The organism is Herbaspirillum sp. 1173 (assembly GCF_031455335.1).
Lineage (GTDB): Bacteria > Pseudomonadota > Gammaproteobacteria > Burkholderiales > Burkholderiaceae_D > Herbaspirillum > Herbaspirillum huttiense.
This window is the reverse complement of the sequence record NZ_JAVDSP010000013.1, coordinates 1-19784: the sequence shown is the minus strand read 5'-3', so window position 1 is coordinate 19784 and position 19784 is coordinate 1. Positions and strand designations below refer to the sequence as shown.

Below are 19784 nucleotides of genomic sequence, written 5' to 3'. Positions count from 1 at the left end.
ACTGCGACCGCGCAGCCAACCCCATTCATTACAACAACATGCTTCGGCATGGGAGAAACGATTTTGCGCCTTGTCCTGATTCTGCGTTCGGTGGTCTTCATGGTCCTGATGGCCGTGGCCACCATCATCTGGTCCTTCGCCTGCCTGCTGTCGGCCCCCTTCCCTTACGCCCAGCGCTACTGGTGGACTTCGCGCTGGAACGTGTTCGTGATCTGGACCGCGCGCGTGATCTGCGGCATCCGCTACGAAATGCGCGGCACCGAGAACCTGCCCGATGCGCCGGTGATCCTGCTCTCCAAGCACCAATCGGCCTGGGAAACCATCTTCTACGTCATCAACATGCCGCGTCCGCTGGTGTTCGTGTTCAAGAAGGAACTGACCTACATTCCCTTCTTCGGCTGGGGCATCGGGCTCTTGCGCATGATTCCGATCGATCGCAAGAAAGGCCGCGACGCCTTTGCGCAAGTGCTGGAACATGGCCGCCGCCGCCTGCGCGATGGCCAGTGGATCATGATGTTCCCGGAAGGTACGCGCACCGCCGTGGGCTCGCAGGGCAAGTACAAGGCCGGTGGTTCGCGCCTGGCGGTGGAAACCAATACGCTGGTGGTGCCGGTGGCGGTGAACTCGGGCGAGTGCTGGCCCAAGGGCAGCTTCGTCAAGAAGCCGGGCGTCATCACGGTCTCGATCGGCAAGCCGATTTCGCCGGAAGGCCTGAATCCCCAGGAATTGAACGAGCGCGTCGAAAATTGGATAGAATCCGAGATGCGCGTGATTTCGCCGGACGTCTACAAAAACAGCGCGCCCCGGCCGGCCGCCACGACTGCATCGCAGTAATGCCGCGCGGCCAACTCCTTGGCCAACAGCAACACAGGACGCCGCGACTGCCTTGATACTGCTCCGCAAACCCAAACCCAATCCCGACCAGCTCTCGCTGCAACTGGATTTGTTTGGCGCGCCCGCCGCTGCGCCGGCAGCGGCGCCCGTCGATCCGGGTCCGGCGTTGCCTTCACCTACGGTGCAGCCGCCGCTCATCGTGACACCGCATCCGGTCGTCCATGCGGCTCCGCTGCCGCCGCCCCTGATTCCCGAATCACCCGCATCACCCTCACCTCCCAGCCCGCTGCTGGCCCCGCCGACCACGGCCCGTCCGGCCGATGGCAAGCGCCGCATCCAGCTGGGCGAGCACACCATCGATTTCGCACTGCTGCGTTCCAAGCGCCGCACCATCGGTTTCCTGGTCAGTGATGAAGGCCTGCGCGTGACCGCGCCCAAGTGGGTCACGCTGGCCGAGATCGACAACGCCATCCGCGAGAAGCAGCGCTGGATCCTCTCCAAGCTCAACGAGCGCCGCGAGCGTTCGGCGCGTCGCCTGCAACCGCAGATGCAATGGCGCGATGGCGCCACCCTGCCCTATCTGGGTGCCGAGATCACGCTGCGCATCCGCACCGGCCAGCGCCAGGCGGTGTTCCTCGACGAAGTCACGCGCGAACTCAACATCAGCCTGCCGGCCGACGCCGGCGAGCAGCAATTGAAGGATCGCGTGCAGGGCTGGCTACAGGCGCGCGCCGAAGAACTGTTCGGCAAGCGGCTCATGATTTATGCCGAGAAGCTGGGCGTGCAATATCGCTCCTACGCACTGTCCTCGGCCACCACGCAATGGGGCTCCTGCACGTCGGATGCACGCATCCGCCTGAACTGGCGGCTGATGCATTTCGCCCTGCCGCTGATCGATTACGTGATCGCGCATGAACTGGCGCACCTGCGCGAGATGAACCACAGCCCGCGCTTCTGGGCCACGGTGCAATCGATCTTCCCCGAATTCGAATCGGCCAAGAAAGCCTTGCGCGACAGCGCAGCCGAGACCATGCCGATCTTCTGACCGGCCGGGTCCGGCCCTCCCTCACTCGCTCAGAAGCGCACGTTCACACCCACGTCCAGCGAGCGCCCATAGCCCGGCAAGGCTTGCAGGCTGCCGCTCTTGGTCTTGGCCAATCCCGACAGGTAGACCCCGCCCAGCGCATCCGCATAGTTGCGATTGAACAGATTGCTGATGCCTGCGCTGACGCTGATGGCCTGGTTGAACTGATAGCTGCTGCGCAGGTTGAAGACGGTATAGCTGGCGGTCACGGGCTCCAGGCGGTTGCTGTCCACCAATGTCTTGCGTGCGACGTAATTCACTTCAGCGCGGTTGGTCCACGCGCCTTGCTGCTGCTCCAGCGCGGCCAGCACGTTGAAGGGCATCATGTGATAGAGGTTGCCGCCATCGACACGCTTGCCGCGCGTGAGGCCGGCCTTGCCGGTGAAGGCGATGTCCCCCAGTCCGGCGGTACGCAACAGCGGCCACTTCCACGAGGCGTTGATGCCATAGAGACGGGCATCGTGATTGGCGAATTGCAGCAGCGCACCGGATGCGGTGCTGACGCTGTAGGGATTGAAGCGGCCGATGACGTCGGCATCGATGTAGTTCTCGACGTAGCTGAAATACGGTGTCAGCTTGAAGAACCAGCGCGGTTCGTTGCCGTCCTTGTCGGCCGCATGCCAGTCAGCGGTGGCCGAGAGGGTATGCGCCACTTCCGGCTTGAGATCGATGTTGCCGACATAGCCGTTGCCATCGCCGAACCAGTTGGTCATGGTCATGGCCATGGTGCCGCGGCCCCAGGTGTAGCGCTCGTAGAGATTGGGCGAACGCGTCTTGCGGGCATAGCCCACCTCCCAGGTCTGCCCGGCGTCGGGCGTGAAGCGCGCCAGTGCGGTGAGGTCGATGTTGTTGTCGGTCTTCGCGTGGCCGCGGGCATTGAAGGCATTGGCCGCCGTCAGGTCAGCCATGTTCATCATGTTGGTGCCATAGGACTGCACGTTGCCGGCATCGGTCTTGACCAACTCGTCGCGCACACCCACGATCGTGCTCCAACGTTCATTCAACTTGCCTTCCCACTCGGCGAAGAGGGCGTAACGATCGCGCTTGCCGTCGTTGATGTTCACATAGGTCCGTGGGCCCATCATCATCGAGCCAGGTACGGCCGGCCAGTCGTCATCCAGATGGAAGCTGTGGTACTCGTTGCCCACGCGCAGTACGCTGCGGCCCTCCGGCGCGAGGTCGATATCGGCGCGCAGCGTGTAACCGAGATCACGGCCCTGTGTCTGCATGGGCATGGTGCCGGTGCGTTCCGCGCTGAAAAATCCCATCTCATGCTCGGTGCGCTGCCAGTACACGCGGCCCAGCAGCTTGCCCCAGTCGAAGCGGCGCTCATAGCCCAGGTTGGCAAAGGTGGAGCGGTTGCCGGTCATGTCCATGTACTGGTTCGGGAAGCCCTGGTAAGGGATGTACTGCTGCCCGGCCTTGAACACCAGTTGCTGCCCGTCGCCGCGTGCGGCCACCGTCACCGCGTGGTTGTTGCTCTCGAACTGGCTGCCCAGCACCTTGTCGCCACGGCCGTTGACGTAGCTCTCGGCCCGCGACTGGCTGGCCACGTAATGGACCGAGAGACTGTCGCTGGCCACCGTGCCCTCCACCGACGCCGACACTTCCGAATTGACGCTGCGGGCGGCCACCGAGAAGCCACCCTTGGTCAACAGCTCGCCGGGCTGTGCCGCGAACTGCGGTGCCGGCGACGCCAGTTCGATGGTGCCGCCGATGCTGTCGCCACCCACGCTGACCGGCGTGATGCCGGCCATCACGCGCGTGATCCCGACCTGCGCGGGCGGCATGTAGGACATGGGTGCGTTCATCTGGTTGCCACAGGCGGCGGTGACCTCCATGCCATCGAGGCGGATCTTGAGGCGGTCGGCAGCGAAGCCATTGAGGACCGGCAGCGCCGAAACGCCGCCTGCTGCCGCGCTGGCGTAACCGGGTTGATCGGCCAGCAGCGCAGCGCTGTCGGCGTTGAGCGGGGCCGTTGCGGCAGGCTTGTCACCGCGCACGGTGACGGTCGGCAGGGGCGCATCGGCCGCATCAGAAGTGGTCTGGGCCAGGGCATGGCCGCAAGCGCTGAACGCCAGCGCGATGGCGCAGGCACAAGGAGTGAGTTGCATGGAAATCCCCAGGGGTTGTCGTTATCGGTCTGCCTGTCTGTGCAGGCAAGTACAGCGGGCGATTATGGCCAAGCAAAACGACGAGGGAGTGCGACATATTGTCGCGCGCGGCACGACAGAATGACGAAGGCGGCGCGCAGCTGCCCGGGGAGCGGGTGTCGGCGGCTGCGTCAAATTGACGCAGCCTTTCGACGATGTGTAGCGTCAGTGCTTGAGATAACGTTCGGCCAGCGTTTCGTACAGCGGCGGTGCGAATACTTTGGAGACCGCCGAGGCGATCAGCGCGGTGGCCATCAGCGAGATCACCAGCGCATGGCCGTCGACCATTTCCATCACGATCACGAAGGCGGTGATCGGCGATTGCGTGACGGCCGCGAGGTAGCCCACCATGGCCAGCGCCACCAGCATCGGCAGCGAGGTGCCGCCGAAGAGCAGGTGCAGCAGGTTGCCGAAGCCGGCGCCGATGGACAGCGAAGGCGCGAAGATGCCGCCCGGCAGGCCCGGCAGGTAGGAGCCGATCATGGAAGCGAACTTGAGGAAGGGATAGAACACCGACAGCCCCTGCCCGTCGTTGAGCAGGCCATGCGCCTGTTCGTAGCCGCTGCCGAAGGTGGCCCCGCCGGCGGCCACACCGATGACCGCGACGATGAAACCGCACAGCGCCGCGAACGCCACCGGACGTTCGGCGCGCAGCGTCACGACGGGGGCAGGAATCCAGCGGGTGGGATTGAGGATGAGCCAGCAGAACAGTCCGCCGGCCACGCCCATCAGTACCGCGGTCACGATCACGGCAAGGATCAGGCGGCCGCTGGTTTCGCCAGGGAAGGCAATCGAGCCGAAATAGGTGTAGTTGCCATTGATCGACAGCGCCACCAGGCCGGCGAAGATGATGGTGGTGATGACCACGCCGCTGGCGCGCTGTTCGAAGCTGCGCGAGAGTTCCTCGATGGCGAAGACGATGCCGGCCAGCGGCGTATTGAAGGCCGCCGCCAGGCCGGCGGCGGCGCCAGCCAGGATCAGGCGGCGTTCCATGTGCTCGTATCCGGTCGGATACAGGCGGCGCAGGTTGTACATGATGGCCGCACCGATCTGCACCGTCGGTCCTTCGCGCCCGATGGTCATGCCGCCCGCGATGGCCACCACCGACAGCACGATCTTGCCGGCCAGCACGCGGATGGACAGCAGCACGCTGCCGCGTTCAGCGGTATCCCCATGCAGGGTAGCAATGGCCTGCGGGATGCCGCTGCCTTCCGAGCCGGGGAAGTAGCGGCGCGTGAGCCACACGCAGGCGGCACAGACAGCGGGCGTGAGCAGCAGCGGCAGCCAGGGCGACCTGTGTTCGATACTGCGGAAGACACCGAAGCCGAGTTCGATGGCCTGTGCATACAGCACCGCGACCAGGCCGACGATGATGGCACCGCTCCAGAGGATGCCGTATTCGACCCATAGCCGGCGCAGATGACTTTTGGAGAGTTGGTAGAGGCTCAATTGGCGTTCCTGTTGTTGTTCTGTTGATGCAGAGATGCAAGATGCAAGATGCAGACTTGCGTGGATGCAGCGATGCATCCTCATGGACACGGCCTGTGCTGCGAAAATCCCGCCGCATGGCCGCACCATGAAAAAAGCCCGCGTGAGCGGGCTGGCAGGCTGACAGCGACTTGCCTCAGTCGGCGGCGCTGTATTGTTCCTTCTTCTGGATGAACTCGATCTTGTAGCCATCCGGATCGGTGACGAAGGCAATCACGGTCTTGCCGTGCTTCATCGGACCGGCTTCGCGGGTAACCGCGCCGCCCTTGGCCTTGACCGCCTCACAGGCGGCGTAGGCATCGTCCACCTCGATGGCGATATGGCCGTAGCCGGTGCCCAGGTCATAGGATTCGGTATCCCAGTTGTGGGTCAGTTCGAGCACGGTGTGATCGCGTTCTTCGCCGTAACCGACGAAGGCCAGCGTGAACTTGCCGTCGGGGTAGTCATTCCTGCGCAGCAGTTTCATGCCCAGCACCTGGGTATAGAAATCGATGGAACGGTCCAGATTTCCCACGCGCAGCATCGTATGCAACATTCTCACTTGGCGACTCCTTTTCATGGCTAACGTGAAGCAAGCCGACATTATCCCCGATTTGCCGGGCGCTCGCCGAAAGCCCACCATGCAAGTCCGCAGCATCGCGACCACTCAGTCCTGATCGGTCCCGCGCAGACGGTGGATCTGCTCTTCCAGCGCGCTGATCCGGTACTGCAAGCGGCGCTCCGTACTGATGTCGACGATCAGTCCGTACCAGCGCACGATGCGGCCCTCGCTGTCGCTGTGGGGCGAGGCACGGCTGCGCATCCAACGCCATTGGCCGTCCGGCCAGAGCACGCGGAATTCGGTGCGGAAGGGGCGCCCCGTGGGCAGGTTGGCCAGCCATTCCTGACGCACCCGCAAGCGGTCTTCCTCGGGCATGCGCGCCAGCCACTGCTGGTGGCGCTGGGCGGTGGTCAGCTCGGGCTGCCATTCGAAGGTCGGGCCAATGTAGTCGATCACGCCTTGCGCATCGGCGGCCCAGGGGATGTTGGGACTGAGGTCGATGGCCCGATGGAAATGTTCTTCACTGTCGCGCACGGTGCGCTCGGCGGATACGCGCGCCGTGATGTCCACCGCCGAGCCTGAGATGCCCAACAATTCACCCAGGTCGCTGCGCACCACCTGGAAGGCCAGCAATGAGGTACGTCCGGTACGCGAATTGAAGAATTCCGTGGCGGCAGGAGACGCACCGTCGACCACCTCGGCCACCATCTGCAGCAGCGGGCGATGTTCGCTGCGGTTCAGCAGGTCGATGACCGGGCTGCCCTCCAGCTCGGTGCCGGCATAGCCACCGAGCAGGTCGATCATCATGGCATTGGCGCTGACCACGCGCAGCAAGGGATCGAGGAAGCACAGGCCAACCGGCGCGCTGCGATAGAGCGAATCGAGCTGGTGCCAGCGCTGGAAGGGCGAGGTATCGATCCCGGCGCTAAGGCGCGACCACACGCCGCGCTCGCCGATCAGCCGTGCCGCATCGGCCAGCGGAGCAGGACGGCCGAGATGGAAGCCTTGCCCGAATTCGCAGCCCATGCGCTTGAGGAGATGGGCGTGGTGTTCAGTCTCGATGCCTTCGGCGACCACGTGCATCTTGAGACTCTGGCCCAGGCCCGCGACCGCCAGCACGATGCGGAAGCTGTCCGGGTTCTGGTCCATGGTGCGTACGAAACTGGCGTCGATCTTGATCTCGTCGAAGGGATAGGACTGCAGGCGCGTCAGGCTGGAATAGCCGGTGCCGAAATCATCCAGCGACAGGCTGGCCCCGGCCTGGCGTGCGGCCAGGATGGTCTGCAAGGTGCGCTCGTGGTCTTGCACCAGCACGGTCTCGGTGATCTCCAGCTGCAGGCGCGACATGGGCAGGCCATGCTGATGCATCACGGCGGCCAGACGATCCAGCAGGCTGCCGTCGAGGAACTGGCAGGGCGACAGGTTGATCGCCAGGCGCAGCTCCGGGGGCCAGTGGCGCAGGGTGGCGGCCACCGTGTCGAGCAACTTGAGCAGCAGGACATCCAGTACGCCGCCACGTTCGGCGATGTCGATGAAATCGATGGGGGAGACCACGCCGCGCTGCGGACAGGTCCAGCGCGCCAGCATCTCGAAACCGGCAATGCGGCCGCTGCGCAGATGCACCAGCGGCTGCAGCGCCGGCCAGAGGTGGCCGGCGTCGAGGGCGGTCCGGATGTCATCGGCGGCGATGGGGGCCATCATCGTGGGGGCATCTCCTTGCTGGTTGGCAATGCGCGCTGTTTCGTCATTCTGACGAAACGATCAACCTCATTATGCTGACAAAATGCCAATCGGCTCGTCATTATGTAGCGTTTTACTGACGCTTTGCTTGCCCACCACCGCTTTTCCGCGCCCCACGACAAAAAACGGGCAACCCGACAAGGTTGCCCGTTTTCCTCAAGATGGCTTGCGCCCGGATGTCCTGCCGAAGGACCGTGGTCCTCCGCCCTGCTCATCGGCCGTGATCAGCGGCCGTAGTAGGAGTAGTAGTCCGGACGGTCGTCGTAACGATAGGTACGTACCTCGGTCCGTTCCACGTAACGCACCGGACGCGGCGGCGGCGGGGCGTAGTAGCGCGGCTGCTCGTAGACTACCTGCTGCGGCGGCTGGTAATACACCGGCTGCGGGGCCTCATAGTAAACCTGCTGCGGCGGGGCCTGATAGACCGGTGCCGGCTGCGAGTTGGCGATCAGTGATCCGATGGCGACGGCACCGATGATACCGGCAGCAATCGCCACGCCGTTGCCGCCCCGGTCATGCGCCATCGCAGGCGTGCTGACGACGGCGGCCGAAGCCAGAAGAGTGGTGGCGATCAATACCGATGCGATTTTTTTGCTGGCCATGATTGGCTCCTGTCAAAGAAGTCCGCGATCTGTCGCGGCACGATTCCAATATAAGACAGGTTCAGCTTGAAACTACGGAATATGAAACTTCGTTACAGTTCTTACGGGTGGCGCCGCGGCTGTAATAAAGTGCAACAGCCGCATTGCACGCCCAGTACGGGCCTCAGGCCTGGCGCGCGGCCAGCAGGTTGGCCAGGGCCACGAACTGGTCCACCGGCACCGCTTCCGGACGCGCCTGCGGATCGACGCCGGCCTGGCGCAATTCGTCTTCCGTGAAGAGGCCCGCCACGCAGTTGCGAATCACCTTGCGGCGCTGTGAGAAGGCCTTGGTGACCACCTGCTCCAGCAAGGCCTGCTCGCAGGCCATGGGCTGCGCCAGCGGGATCATGCGCACGATGGCCGAATCCACCTGCGGCGGCGGATCGAAGGCGGTCGGCGGCACCACGAACAGCAACTCCATGTGATAGCGCCACTGCAGCATCACCGACAGGCGGCCATAGGCCTTGCCGCCCGGTTCGGCGACCATGCGTTCGACCACTTCCTTCTGCAGCATGAAATGCTGGTCCTGCACCTGCGGGGCGATCTCGGCCAGGTGGAACAGCAAGGGGCTGGAAATGTTGTAGGGCAGGTTGCCGACCACGCGCAGCTTGCGGCCTTCCGGCACCGGGATGCTGGCGAAGTCGAACTTGAGGGCGTCCGCTGAATGCACGGTCAGGCGCTCGGCGCTGAACCGTTTCTTGAGGCGCTCGACCAGGTCGCGGTCCAGTTCCACCACGTGCAGGTGGCGCAACTCTTCCAGCAGCAGCGCAGTCATGGCCGCCAGGCCCGGGCCGATCTCGACCATGGCATCGTCGGCGGCGGGCGCGATGGAGCGGATGATGTCGTGCAGCACCACGTCATCGGTGAGGAAGTTCTGGCCGAAGCGTTTGCGCGGGATGTGTTTCATGGTGGTTCCAGTGGGTTCTTGCAATATCAGGCGGCGGCCCGGCGGCGCGCCATGTCGGCAGCGGCACGGATGGCTGCGCACAGGCTGCCATGGTCGGCGTGGCCGAGGCCGGCGGCGGCCAGGTCCAGGGCAGTGCCGTGGTCGACCGAGGTGCGGATCAGGGGCAGGCCGAGGGTGATGTTGATGCCATGGCCGAAGCTGGCGAATTTCAGGACCGGCAGGCCTTGGTCGTGATACATGGCCAGGACGCAGTCGGCCTCTTCCAGGTACTTGGGCTGGAACAGCGTGTCGGCGGGATATGGTCCCCGGGCATCGATGCCGCGCGCACGGGCCGCTTCCAGGGCGGGCGTGATGACCTCGATTTCTTCGCGGCCCAGATAGCCGTTCTCGCCGGCATGCGGGTTCAGGCCCGTGACCAGGATGCGCGGATGGGCGATGCCGAACTTGTCGCGCAGGTCTGCTTGCAGAATGTCGAGCGTGCGTGCCAGGCTCTCGCCGGTGATCGCGGACGGCACATCCTTCAAGGCCAGGTGCGTGGTGGCCAAGGCGACGCGCAGGTGCGGCGCATCGCCGCCGGCCAGCATCATCACGACTTGCGGCGTGCCGGTGACTTCGGCCAGGTATTCGGTATGGCCGGTGAACGCCACGCCGGCATCGTTGATGGTGCTCTTCTGCAGCGGCGCGGTGACGATGGCGGAGAAAGCGCCGGAGAGCGCGCCCTGCACGGCCAGGTCCAGCGTCTGCAACACGGCGCGGCCATTGCGCGCATCCAGCACGCCGGCACGCACCGGTTCGGCCACCGGACAATCGATGACGGTGAGGCAATCGACCGGAAAATCGGGCAGGCCGCTGTTGCGCCAGGCCTGGATGGAGAGCGCCGCAACCCGCATCTGCGGATCGATCTCATAGGCCGTCTGTGCCAGCAAGGCGGCGTCACCCAGCAGGATGCAGCGCGCTTCGTGGCGCAACTCCCAGGCGGCCCGCAGGGAAATTTCCGGACCGATGCCTGCCGGTTCGCCGCAGGTCAGCGCGAGGATGGGTCGGTTCATGGCGGTGTCACTCATGGCCTGTATGGGAAAAAACGGGCTTCAAAAAGGCAAGGGCCGGCGACAAGGCCGGCCTCTCTTGCACGCATGGGGACAGCCCGCTGGCTGCCCCTGCCGGTGCGGCGATCAATCGTCGTTGCGATACTCGACGTAGGCGCGGTCGCGGATCTGGCGCATCCAGTCCTCGGTGGCTTCCTCGATCTTGCGCTCACGGATGGCCTGGCGCGCGGCCTGGCGGGTGCGCTCCTTGGAGGCATCGTCGGTCTTGCGCTCGACCACCTGGATCAGGTGATAGCCGAACGGGGTTTCGATGGGCTGGCTGACTTCGCCCGGCTTCAACTGGTCCATGGCGCGCTCGAACTCGGGCACGGTATCGCCCGGATAGATCCAGCCGAGGTCGCCGCCCTTGGAGGCGGACAGGTCATTGGAGTACAGCTTGGCCAGTTCCTCGAAGGTAGCCGAACCGTGGTCCAGGCGCTCCTTCAATTCGGTCAGCTTGCGCTTGGCTTCGGCCGCGGTGACGACCTGGTTGACCTTGATCAGGATGTGGCGCACGTGGGTCTGCTGCACGGCGGGGGCGGCTGCCTGGGTGCCCCCGGCGGCGCGGCGGCCGACCAGCTTGAGGATGTGGAAGCCGTTGCCGCTCTTGAGCAGGCCGCTGACCTGGCCATCCTGCAGCTTGGCCACGCCATCCAGGAACAGTTGCGGCAGGCGGTCCGCCGGACGCCAGCCAAGGTCGCCGCCGGACAGGGCATCCGACGAATCGGAGTAAGCGGCAGCGGTCTTGGCGAAATCGGCACCGGTCTTCAACTGGCGCAGCACGTCTTCAGCACGTTCACGGCGGGCGGCCAGCTGTTCGGGGCTGGCGTTTTCCGGCACGCGGATCAGGATCTGGGCGATGTCCAGTTCCTGACGCTGGCCGCCGGCATTGGCTTCGGCGGCGAGGTAGTTGTCGATCTCGGACTCGGTGACCACCACCTTGTTGTCCACTTCACGCTCGCGCAGGCGCTGGCTCAGGATTTCGCGGCGAATCTCTTCGCGGAAGCTGGCGTAGTTCATGCCCTCGGCCTCCAGGCGGCTGCGGAATTCCGGCATGGACAGCTTGTTCTGCTCGGCGATGCGCTGCATGGCGCGGTCCAGCATGGCATCGTCGACCACGATGCCGTTTTCCTTGGCCATTTGCGCCTGGGCACGTTCGACGATCATGCGCTCGACCAGCTGGCGCACCAGTTGCTGGCGCGGCGGCAGCTGCACGTTCTGTGCGGCCATGCGCTTCTCGACGCTGGCCAGGCGCTCGGCGACTTCCTTGCGGGTGATGACTTCATTGTTGACCACCACCAGGATGGAATCCACCGGGCGCGGCTCATTGCGCGCGCTGGCTGCCGCCGGTGCGGGGGCAGCGGGCACCGCCGCAGGGGCGGCCGGCTTGCTGGCGGCGGGCTTGACGGCGGCCTTGGGCGAGCCCTTGGCTGGTGCCGACGGCGCGCTGCTGGTGGTTTCCGGCGGGGTTACCGGGATGATGGTGGTCGCGAACTGCGCATGCGCATTGCTGATCACGCCCAGCATGCACAGCAGCGCGGTCACTGTTTTGGTTGTTGCGAGGAGTGGTGTACGCATATTACGCATGGACTAATCGTTGGTTCGAAAAAGGTTAGAAGTTGTTGCCGGGCATGGTATCCGGCAGGTTCACGTTCTGGTAACCGGGCACGCTGCTCTTGATGGCATCCAGCGGGTTGGACCCGATCTTGGAGAGGCCATTGAGTTCGAGCTGAATGAAGAAGCCCGTCGATGCCTTGGTGGACGAGGTCGGGATGCGTTGCGCCACCACCCGGAAGACCCAGCAGTCGGCCTTGTACTCGAAGCCGGCCAGGCCTTCGGCCACGGTGCGGTCCGGAATCGAATAGTTCATGCGGCCGACGGCGTAGATGCGCTGGGTAATCGGCCACTGGCCGGACACGTCGATCTGCTTGAGCGGATCGAGCACGCCGGTGTAGGGGTTGATGTAGGTACGGTCCAGGCGGTATTGCAGGTTCAGCACGCGCTTGGGGGCCGGCTGCCAGCGGATGCCGAAGGTGGAACGCACCATCTGGCGCAGGGTCTCGCTGTACTGCACGGTGTTGTCGGTGGAGAACTCGCGGGTGATCTGCCCCCCCAAGGCCAGCAACAGATCGGATTTGCTGCCCAGCGTGGTGGTGGTGGTGCCGCTGATGCCGACCTTGGGATCGGCAAAGTAGTAGCGTTGGCCGATGGCCGCGCGCAGGCGCTCCAGGCCGTTTTCCTCGATCAGGCGCGAGGTGACGGCGGCGGTCAGCTGGTTGGCGTCGCTGATGCGGTCGTGGCCGACGAAGCGGTTCTCGGTGAAGATCTGGGCGAAGTTGAAGTCGGCCAGGCCGGAATCGAACACCGGATACTGCGACTGGTCGCGGTAAGGGGTACGGACGTAGAACAGGCGCGGTTCCAGCGTTTGGGTCACGCTGCGGCCGAACAGGTTGGCGTCTCGCTCGAAGATCAGGCCGGAGTCCAGCGATACCGTCGGCACCGTACGCGTCAGATTGGTCGGCTGACCCGCCGAGACATTGTTCAGGTTGTAGCTGGTCGCATCCAGGATCACCTTGGGCGTGATGAAATAGCCCGGGCGGATGATGGGATACGACACCGCTTGCGTGACGTAGGCGCGGTCGCCGCCGATCAGGTCGCCGCTGGAGAAGCGGGTGAAATCGGCGGTGGTACTGAAGTCGAATCCGCCGATGTCGTAGCGGTTACCCGTGAAAGTGATCTGCGGCACCCGGTCGTAGGGCTTGCCGATCGGCGCGTTGACGTCCTGCAGCAGCTGGTACTTTGACACCAGTCCGGTCACGCTCCAGTAGGTGCTGGCGTAGCTGAGGCTGACGTTACGCGGCAGCAGGCGCTGCGTACTGCCCGTGATTGAGTGCGCGAAGTCCGACGGATAGTCGTCGTCGGAGGCCTTGTTCAGGTTCCAGGCCAGCTGCAGGCCGGGTGCCAAGGTCTGATTGTGGATCGAGGACAGCGAATAGCGGCCGGTTCCGGTGACCTGATCCTGGATGCCTTCCACGTTGGTGACACCGCTATAGGTGTCGCCAATGTATCGGGTTTCCGCCCCCATCTGCAGCCCGCGGCGCGCGATGTACTTCGGCACCAGCGTCAGGTCATAGTTGGGTGCCAGGTTGAAGTAGTAAGGCACCGAGATCTCGGCACCACCGGTACTGGTCATGCCGATGGTGGGCGGCAGCACGCCCGACTTGCGCTCCCCCGACAGCGGGAACGTCATCCAGGGCGAACCCAGAATCGGTACATCCTTGAAATACAGCAGCCCGCCATGCATGGTGCCAATATCGCGACCGCTGTCGAGGTCCATGGTGTTGGCGCGCAGATACCAGTCGGGATCCGGTGCTTCGCAGGTACTGTAGGTCCCCTGCGTCACCTTGGCCTGGTCGTCCGCCAGGAAGTCGATGCGCTCGGCCTTGCCGCGCCCGCCGTTCTTGCCGATCAGGTAAGTCGGATTGGTCACGTAGCCAGCGCCGGTGCCCATGTTCATCTCGGCGTAGTCGCCGGTGTACTGGTCCTGCAGGCGCTGCATCCAGACGTGGCCGGTGGCCTCGACTTCATCCTGGATGATGCGGTATTCGGCCTTGTCGGACTTGATGGTGGTCGCTGCCTTGACCAGCTCCACGTCGCGGTCCAGGTTGACCTGGCGGTCGGGACGGCCGGTCATCTGCTCGGCGCTGACATTGACCGGGGCGTCCTGGTCCTGTGCGGGCGGCGTGGCAGGCGCAGCGGTGGGCATGCTCATCTGGGCGTGCACCGACAGCGGCAGCAGGGCCGAGGCAGAAGCCACTACCATTGCCGAAGAGAACAGACGCGCCAGCCGCCAGTTGACAGTACGTTCAGTGAAAGACTTGGAAAACCGGATCATGAAAAGAGAGGCTAGATACCGTGCAGGCGGATTTTTTGGGTTTAATCCCTTATTATATGGGAACTCAACCTCGTCAAACGATTTCCTCAGATAGTTCATGTCTTCACCTGGTTCCACCCCCGATCTCCGCCTGTCCGAATTGCAAGCCTGGCTGGCCACCCTGGCCGATACCCCGGTGCTGTCCTCCACCCTGCGCCCGGCCTCGGCCGACGCCAGCTTCCGCCGTTATTTCCGGGTGGACACACCCGACGGCGGCAGTGCCATCGTGATGGATGCCCCGCCGCCGCAGGAGGACGTCCGTCCCTTCGTGAAGGTCGCCGGCCTCTTCGGCGAGACCGGGGTGACCGTGCCGAAGGTACTGGCGCAGGATACCGAGCGCGGCTTCCTGCTGCTCTCGGACCTGGGTTCCACGACCTACTTGTCGCAGCTCTCGGCCGACAGCGCGCACGCACTATACATGGATGCGATCGAGGCCCTGGTACTTTTACAAGCGCAAAGCAAGCCCGAGGCCCTGCCCGAATACGACCGCCCGCTGCTGCTGCGCGAGCTGGAACTGTTCCGCGAGTGGTATATCGGCAAGCACCTGGGCGTGACCCTCACCGACGAGCAGAACGCGGTGCTGGACAAGACCTTCGACGCCATCCTGGCCAACAACCTGGCCCAGCCCCAGGTCTACGTGCACCGCGACTATCACTCGCGCAACCTGATGGTGCTGCCCAAGGGCAACCCGGGCATCCTGGACTTCCAGGATGCGGTCTACGGCCCCATCACCTACGACCTGGTCTCGCTGCTGCGCGATGCCTACATCCAGTGGGATGAGGAAATGGTGCTGGACTGGGCCATCCGCTACTGGGAAAAGGCGCGCCGCGCCGGCCTGCCGGTCACGCCGGACATCGATACCTTCTACCGCGACTTCGAATGGATGGGCCTGCAGCGCCACCTGAAGGTGCTGGGGATCTTCGCGCGCCTGTGGCATCGCGACGGCAAAGATGGCTACCTGAAGGACATCCCGCTGGTGATGGAATACACCCTCAAGACCGCGCGCCGCTACGTGGCCTTCACGCCGCTGGTGCGCCTGATCGAGAAGCTCGAACAGGAACACGCGCCCAAGTTCGGCTACACCTTCTGAGGCGCCCTGCATGAAAGCCATGATCTTCGCAGCCGGCCGCGGCGAGCGCATGCGTCCGCTGACCGATACCTGCCCCAAGCCGCTCCTGAAAGTACGCGGCCGCCCGCTGATCGTCTGGCAGATCCTCTCGCTGGTACGCGCCGGCATCACCGAGATCGTCATCAATCACGCCCACCTGGGCCAGATGATCGAAGACACCCTCGGTGACGGCAGCCGTTATGGCGCAAAGCTCTTTTATTCACCCGAAAAGACCGCGCTGGAAACGGCAGGCGGTATCGCCCAGGCCCGCCACCTGCTGGGTGAAGAACCTTTCATAGCGGTCTCCGGCGACATCTGGTGCCCGCACTTCGACTACAGCGAACTGCTGACCGTGCTGGAAGACGAGGACCCGTGGGGCAATCCGCTGCCGCAAGACAAGCGTGACCTGGCCTGGCTGTTCCTGGTCAAGAACCCGCCCTTCCATCCCGAGGGCGACTTTGCGCTCAACAACTTCGCCATCGCCAACGAGGGCCAGCCCAAGCTGACCTTTGCCAACATCGGCGTATATCGCCCGGAAATGTTCGACGGCATCGCGCCCGGCAGCCACGCCAAACTGGGGCCGCTGCTGCGCCAGTACGCCGACCAGGGCCGCATCGGCGGCGATGTGTATCGCGGCGACTGGCACAACGTCGGCACCATCGATCAACTGGAAGCACTGAACCTGCCACCGCAAGGAACCCGACCATGAGCTTCGACGCCACCCCCTTCGCCGCCCGCCGCGCGCGCCTCCTGGCCAGCCTGCAACAAGCCGGGGGCGGCGTGGCCATCATCCCGACCGCGCCCGAGGTGATGCGCAATCGGGATGCCGATTATCCGTATCGCCACGACAGCTACTTCTACTACCTGACCGGCTTCACCGAGCCCGAAGCCGTACTCGTACTGGTGGCCGGCAAGGAAAACCGCAGCATCCTGTTCTGCCGCGACAAGAACCTGGAACGCGAAATCTGGGACGGCTACCGCCACGGCCCGCAGGCCGCGCAGCAGCTCTTCGCGCTCGATGCAGCCCATCCGATCGAGGAGCTGGACAAGAACATGCCCGCCCTGCTCTCCGACGCCCGCGCCGTCTACTACGCGCTCGGCCAGGACGGCCAGCGCGATGCCCAGTTGCAGCGCTGGCTGCAGGGCGTGCGCGCGCTGGCGCGCAGCGGCGTGTCCGCGCCCGGCGCGGTGGTCGATGTGAGCGTGCTGCTGGATGACATGCGCCTCTTCAAGGACGCCTACGAGATCGACGTGATGAAGCGCGCCGGCATCATTTCCGCCGAGGCGCATTGCCGCGCCATGCGCATCTGCCGTCCCGGCCTGCGTGAATACCACCTGGAAGCCGAACTGCTGCACGAATTCCGCCGCAACGGTTCGCAGTATCCGGCCTATGGCTCCATCGTCGCCACCGGCGCCAACAGCTGCGTGCTGCACTATCGCGCGGGCGACGCCGAAATCAAGGACGGCGACCTGGTCCTGATCGACGCCGGCTGCGAACTGGACAGCTACGCCGCCGACATCACCCGCACCTTCCCGGCCAATGGCAAGTTCAGCGGGCCGCAGAAGGCGCTCTACGAGATCGTGCTGGCCGCGCAAGCCGCCGCCATCGCCGAGACCGCACCGGGCAAACGTTTCATGGATGGCCATGACGCCGCCGTGCGCGTGCTGGCGCAGGGCATGCTCGATACCGGCTTGCTGGACAAATCCAAGGTCGGCTCGCTGGAAGACGTGATCGAAAAAGGCGACTATCGCCAGTTCTACATGCATCGCACCGGCCACTGGCTGGGCATGGATGTGCATGACGTGGGCGACTACCGCGACCCCGCCACCGCCGATGGCAGCAAGCCCTGGCGCACGCTGCAGCCGGGCATGGTGCTGACCATCGAACCGGGCATCTACGTGCGTCCGGGCGAGGGCGTGCCGGAGCAGTTCTGGAACATCGGCATCCGCATCGAGGATGATGCGCACGTCACCCCCTCCGGCTGCGAATTGCTGACCACGGGCGTGCCCACCAAGGTCGATGACATTGAAGCGCTGATGCGCCAGGCTTAAGCGCCCGTCTCCCCAGGGCCGCGCATGCGCCGGATCAAGCCCGGCCGGCGCGGCTCCGCTACAATGAGGCCTTCCTGAATCTTCTGCAGAAGGCATTTCCCGGCATCATGGAATCCGTCGATTTCGACCTCATCATCTGCGGCGGTGGCCCGGTCGGCCAGAGCGTGGCCGGCCTCTTGGCGCGCCGCCAGTTGTCCGCCGCGCGCATCGCTCTGGTGGACATGAAGTCTCCTGAACAAGCCGCCGCTGACCCGCGCACCATTGCCCTTTCCTACGGCAGCCGCCAGATCCTCGATGAACTGGCTGCCTGGGACGCCATCGGCCGCAGTGCCACCGCCATCGAACAGATCCACGTCTCGCGCCGTGGCCACTTCGGCCGCACCCTGCTGGACCGCAAGGATTACCACTTGCCCGCGCTGGGCTACGTGGCGCGCTATGGCGAGGTCAACCGCGCCCTTGCCTCGGCCATCGCACCGCTGGGACTGACCCAGATGCGCCCCGCCGAAGCACAGGAGATCACGGAAGAAGAAGACCACGTCGCCGTCACCCTCAAGGATGGACGCGTACTGCGAGCGCAACTGGTGATCCAGGCCGAGGGTGGCGTCTTCGGAGAACAGCAGCAAAAAAGCCTGCAGCGCGACTACCAGCAACTGGGCATCATCGCGCACGTACAGGCCGATGGCGTGATCGCCCATCGCGCCTTTGAACGCTTCACCGATGAAGGCCCGCTGGCCCTGCTGCCGCAGGATGATGGCTATGCGCTGGTGTGGTGCGTACGTCCTGCCACCGGCGAAGCATTGCTGGCACTGGACGATGCCGCCTTCCTCGCGTCCCTGCAGCGCACCTTCGGCGAGCGGGTGGGCCGATTCACCCGCATCAGCGTACGCCACGCCTTCCCGCTGGGCTTGAACGCCCGCCCCGGCCAGAGCCGGCGCGTGGTGGCCATCGGCAACGCTGCACAAACCCTGCATCCGGTCGCCGGCCAGGGCCTGAACCTGGGCTTGCGCGACGCCCGCGTGCTGGCCGATGTGCTGGCGCGCGAGGTCTCTCCCGAAGCCTTGCAGGCCTTCGAGCGCCAGCGCGGGCAGGATCGCGGCCTGACCATTCGCCTGACCGACCTGATGGCGCGCATCTTTGCCGGCTCGCCCCAGGGTTCGCCCCTGCAGGCGGCGCTGGGCCTGTCGCTGGGCGCGATCGACCTGCTGCCGGCAGCACGCGGCTTGCTGGCCGAACAGATGATGTTCGGTCGCCGATGAGGTGAACAATGCTGCAGTTGCGCGACGTCCCGGCGTCGCGCAGGCGGTCAGGAAATGCGACAATGCTGACTTGCGGCACCCGCCGCTCCACCCAGCAGATACGCATTTGCCATGAAACAAGACCCGCGCTTCAAGAATCTCTTCATCCTCGACCATCCGCTGATCCAGCACAAGCTGTCGCACATGCGCGACAAGCGCACCTCCACCCGCACTTTCCGCGACCTGCTGCGCGAGATCACGCTGCTGATGGGTTACGAAATCACGCGCGACCTGCCGCTGACCACCGAGACCATCGAAACCCCGCTGGTGACCTATGAAGCGCCGGTAATCGCCGGCAAGAAGCTGGCCGTGGTGCCGGTGCTGCGTGCGGGCGTGGGCATGAGCGATGGCCTGCTGGAACTAATCCCCTCGGCGCGCGTGGGCCATATCGGCGTCTATCGCGACGAGAATCACCTGCCAGTGGAATACCTGGTGCGCCTGCCGGACCTGCAGGACCGCATCATGATCCTGTGCGACCCCATGGTTGCCACCGGCAACTCGGCCGTCTATGCGGTGGATGCCCTGAAGAAGCGCGGCGTGCCGGCTTCGCATATCGTCTTCGTGGCCCTGGTCGCGGCACCGGAAGGCGTGCAGGTGTTCGCTGATGCGCATCCGGATGTGAAGCTTTACGTCGCTTCCCTGGATTCCCACCTGGATGAGGATGCCTACATCGTGCCTGGGCTGGGCGATGCGGGAGACCGCATTTTCGGGACCAAGTAAGCAGCACCTTCGGACTTCACGGATCCAAGACAAAACGGGTTGCGCATCACTGCGCAACCCGTTTTTCCATTGAGGCCGGGGAAGATCAGTCCACCGCCTTGACCATGTCTTCGATGACCTTCTTGGCATCGCCAAAGACCATCATGGTCTTGTCCATGTAGAACAGTTCATTGTCCAGACCTGCATAACCCGCTGCCATGGA

At 64.5% G+C, this 19784-nt stretch carries 17 protein-coding genes; 7 read left to right on the top strand and 10 right to left on the bottom strand.

The window, feature by feature from the left end; all coding sequences use genetic code 11:
• Positions 1-48 precede the first annotated feature (48 nt).
• Positions 49-834, top strand: coding sequence for a 1-acyl-sn-glycerol-3-phosphate acyltransferase (locus J2X56_RS25655; protein WP_121037685.1), 786 nt, complete (start codon positions 49-51; stop codon positions 832-834).
• A gap of 52 nt (positions 835-886) precedes the next feature.
• The gene (locus tag J2X56_RS25650; protein ID WP_121037688.1) at positions 887-1879 is read left to right on the top strand and encodes a M48 family metallopeptidase; all 993 of its coding nucleotides are present in this window, start codon (positions 887-889) and stop codon (positions 1877-1879) included.
• Positions 1880-1908: 29 nt separating this feature from the next.
• Here J2X56_RS25650 and J2X56_RS25645 read toward each other — a convergent pair whose 3' ends face one another.
• From J2X56_RS25645 to J2X56_RS25605, 9 genes are all read right to left on the bottom strand, one after another.
• Complete coding sequence (locus tag J2X56_RS25645; protein WP_310163860.1) at positions 1909-4032, bottom strand: TonB-dependent receptor domain-containing protein; 2124 nt, start codon at positions 4030-4032, stop codon at positions 1909-1911.
• A 204-nt stretch (positions 4033-4236) separates the two neighbouring features.
• Entirely contained in the window at positions 4237-5520 is a 1284-nt protein-coding gene (locus J2X56_RS25640) for a chloride channel protein (protein ID WP_209533528.1), read from the bottom strand.
• A 175-nt stretch (positions 5521-5695) separates the two neighbouring features.
• Positions 5696-6100: a lactoylglutathione lyase gene (gene gloA, locus J2X56_RS25635; RefSeq protein ID WP_039790136.1), complete on the bottom strand. Its 405-nt coding sequence runs from the start codon at positions 6098-6100 to the stop codon at positions 5696-5698.
• A gap of 105 nt (positions 6101-6205) precedes the next feature.
• Positions 6206-7801 (bottom strand): EAL domain-containing protein, encoded by a 1596-nt coding sequence (locus J2X56_RS25630; protein ID WP_209568022.1) that lies wholly within the window; start codon positions 7799-7801, stop codon positions 6206-6208.
• 263 nt (positions 7802-8064) lie between these two features.
• Positions 8065-8442 carry a hypothetical protein gene (locus J2X56_RS25625; protein ID WP_034335597.1) on the bottom strand — a complete coding sequence of 126 codons (378 nt, stop codon included), beginning with the start codon at positions 8440-8442 and terminating at the stop codon, positions 8065-8067.
• 163 nt (positions 8443-8605) lie between these two features.
• Positions 8606-9388 (bottom strand): 16S rRNA (adenine(1518)-N(6)/adenine(1519)-N(6))-dimethyltransferase RsmA, encoded by a 783-nt coding sequence (gene rsmA / locus J2X56_RS25620; RefSeq protein ID WP_121037700.1) that lies wholly within the window; start codon positions 9386-9388, stop codon positions 8606-8608.
• Positions 9389-9414: 26 nt separating this feature from the next.
• Positions 9415-10437 (bottom strand): 4-hydroxythreonine-4-phosphate dehydrogenase PdxA, encoded by a 1023-nt coding sequence (pdxA, locus tag J2X56_RS25615; RefSeq protein ID WP_310163854.1) that lies wholly within the window; start codon positions 10435-10437, stop codon positions 9415-9417.
• A gap of 123 nt (positions 10438-10560) precedes the next feature.
• Positions 10561-12060, bottom strand: coding sequence for a peptidylprolyl isomerase (locus tag J2X56_RS25610; protein ID WP_310163850.1), 1500 nt, complete (start codon positions 12058-12060; stop codon positions 10561-10563).
• A gap of 25 nt (positions 12061-12085) precedes the next feature.
• Positions 12086-14368, bottom strand: coding sequence for an LPS-assembly protein LptD (locus J2X56_RS25605; protein WP_134135449.1), 2283 nt, complete (start codon positions 14366-14368; stop codon positions 12086-12088).
• 97 nt (positions 14369-14465) lie between these two features.
• Here J2X56_RS25605 and J2X56_RS25600 point away from each other — a divergent pair, with 97 nt between their 5' ends.
• The 5 genes from J2X56_RS25600 (at position 14466) to upp (ending at position 19582) form a co-directional block, all read left to right on the top strand.
• The gene (locus J2X56_RS25600; RefSeq protein ID WP_088754622.1) at positions 14466-15497 is read left to right on the top strand and encodes an aminoglycoside phosphotransferase family protein; all 1032 of its coding nucleotides are present in this window, start codon (positions 14466-14468) and stop codon (positions 15495-15497) included.
• A 10-nt stretch (positions 15498-15507) separates the two neighbouring features.
• Complete coding sequence (gene murU / locus J2X56_RS25595; RefSeq protein WP_204726049.1) at positions 15508-16224, top strand: N-acetylmuramate alpha-1-phosphate uridylyltransferase MurU; 717 nt, start codon at positions 15508-15510, stop codon at positions 16222-16224.
• Complete coding sequence (pepP, locus tag J2X56_RS25590; RefSeq protein WP_310163845.1) at positions 16221-17567, top strand: Xaa-Pro aminopeptidase; 1347 nt, start codon at positions 16221-16223, stop codon at positions 17565-17567. The genes murU and pepP overlap by 4 nt, the downstream gene beginning before the upstream one ends.
• Before the next feature lie 107 nt (positions 17568-17674).
• Positions 17675-18823 (top strand): FAD-dependent monooxygenase, encoded by a 1149-nt coding sequence (locus tag J2X56_RS25585; RefSeq protein ID WP_310163843.1) that lies wholly within the window; start codon positions 17675-17677, stop codon positions 18821-18823.
• 111 nt (positions 18824-18934) lie between these two features.
• Positions 18935-19582, top strand: a complete 648-nt coding sequence (gene upp, locus J2X56_RS25580; protein WP_006461705.1) for a uracil phosphoribosyltransferase — start codon at positions 18935-18937, stop codon at positions 19580-19582.
• A gap of 85 nt (positions 19583-19667) precedes the next feature.
• On the opposite strand, the gene J2X56_RS25575 is transcribed toward upp, so the two are convergent.
• On the bottom strand, positions 19668-19784 hold a 117-nt coding region (locus J2X56_RS25575), incomplete at its 5' end, for an NAD(P)(+) transhydrogenase (Re/Si-specific) subunit beta (RefSeq protein WP_310163950.1).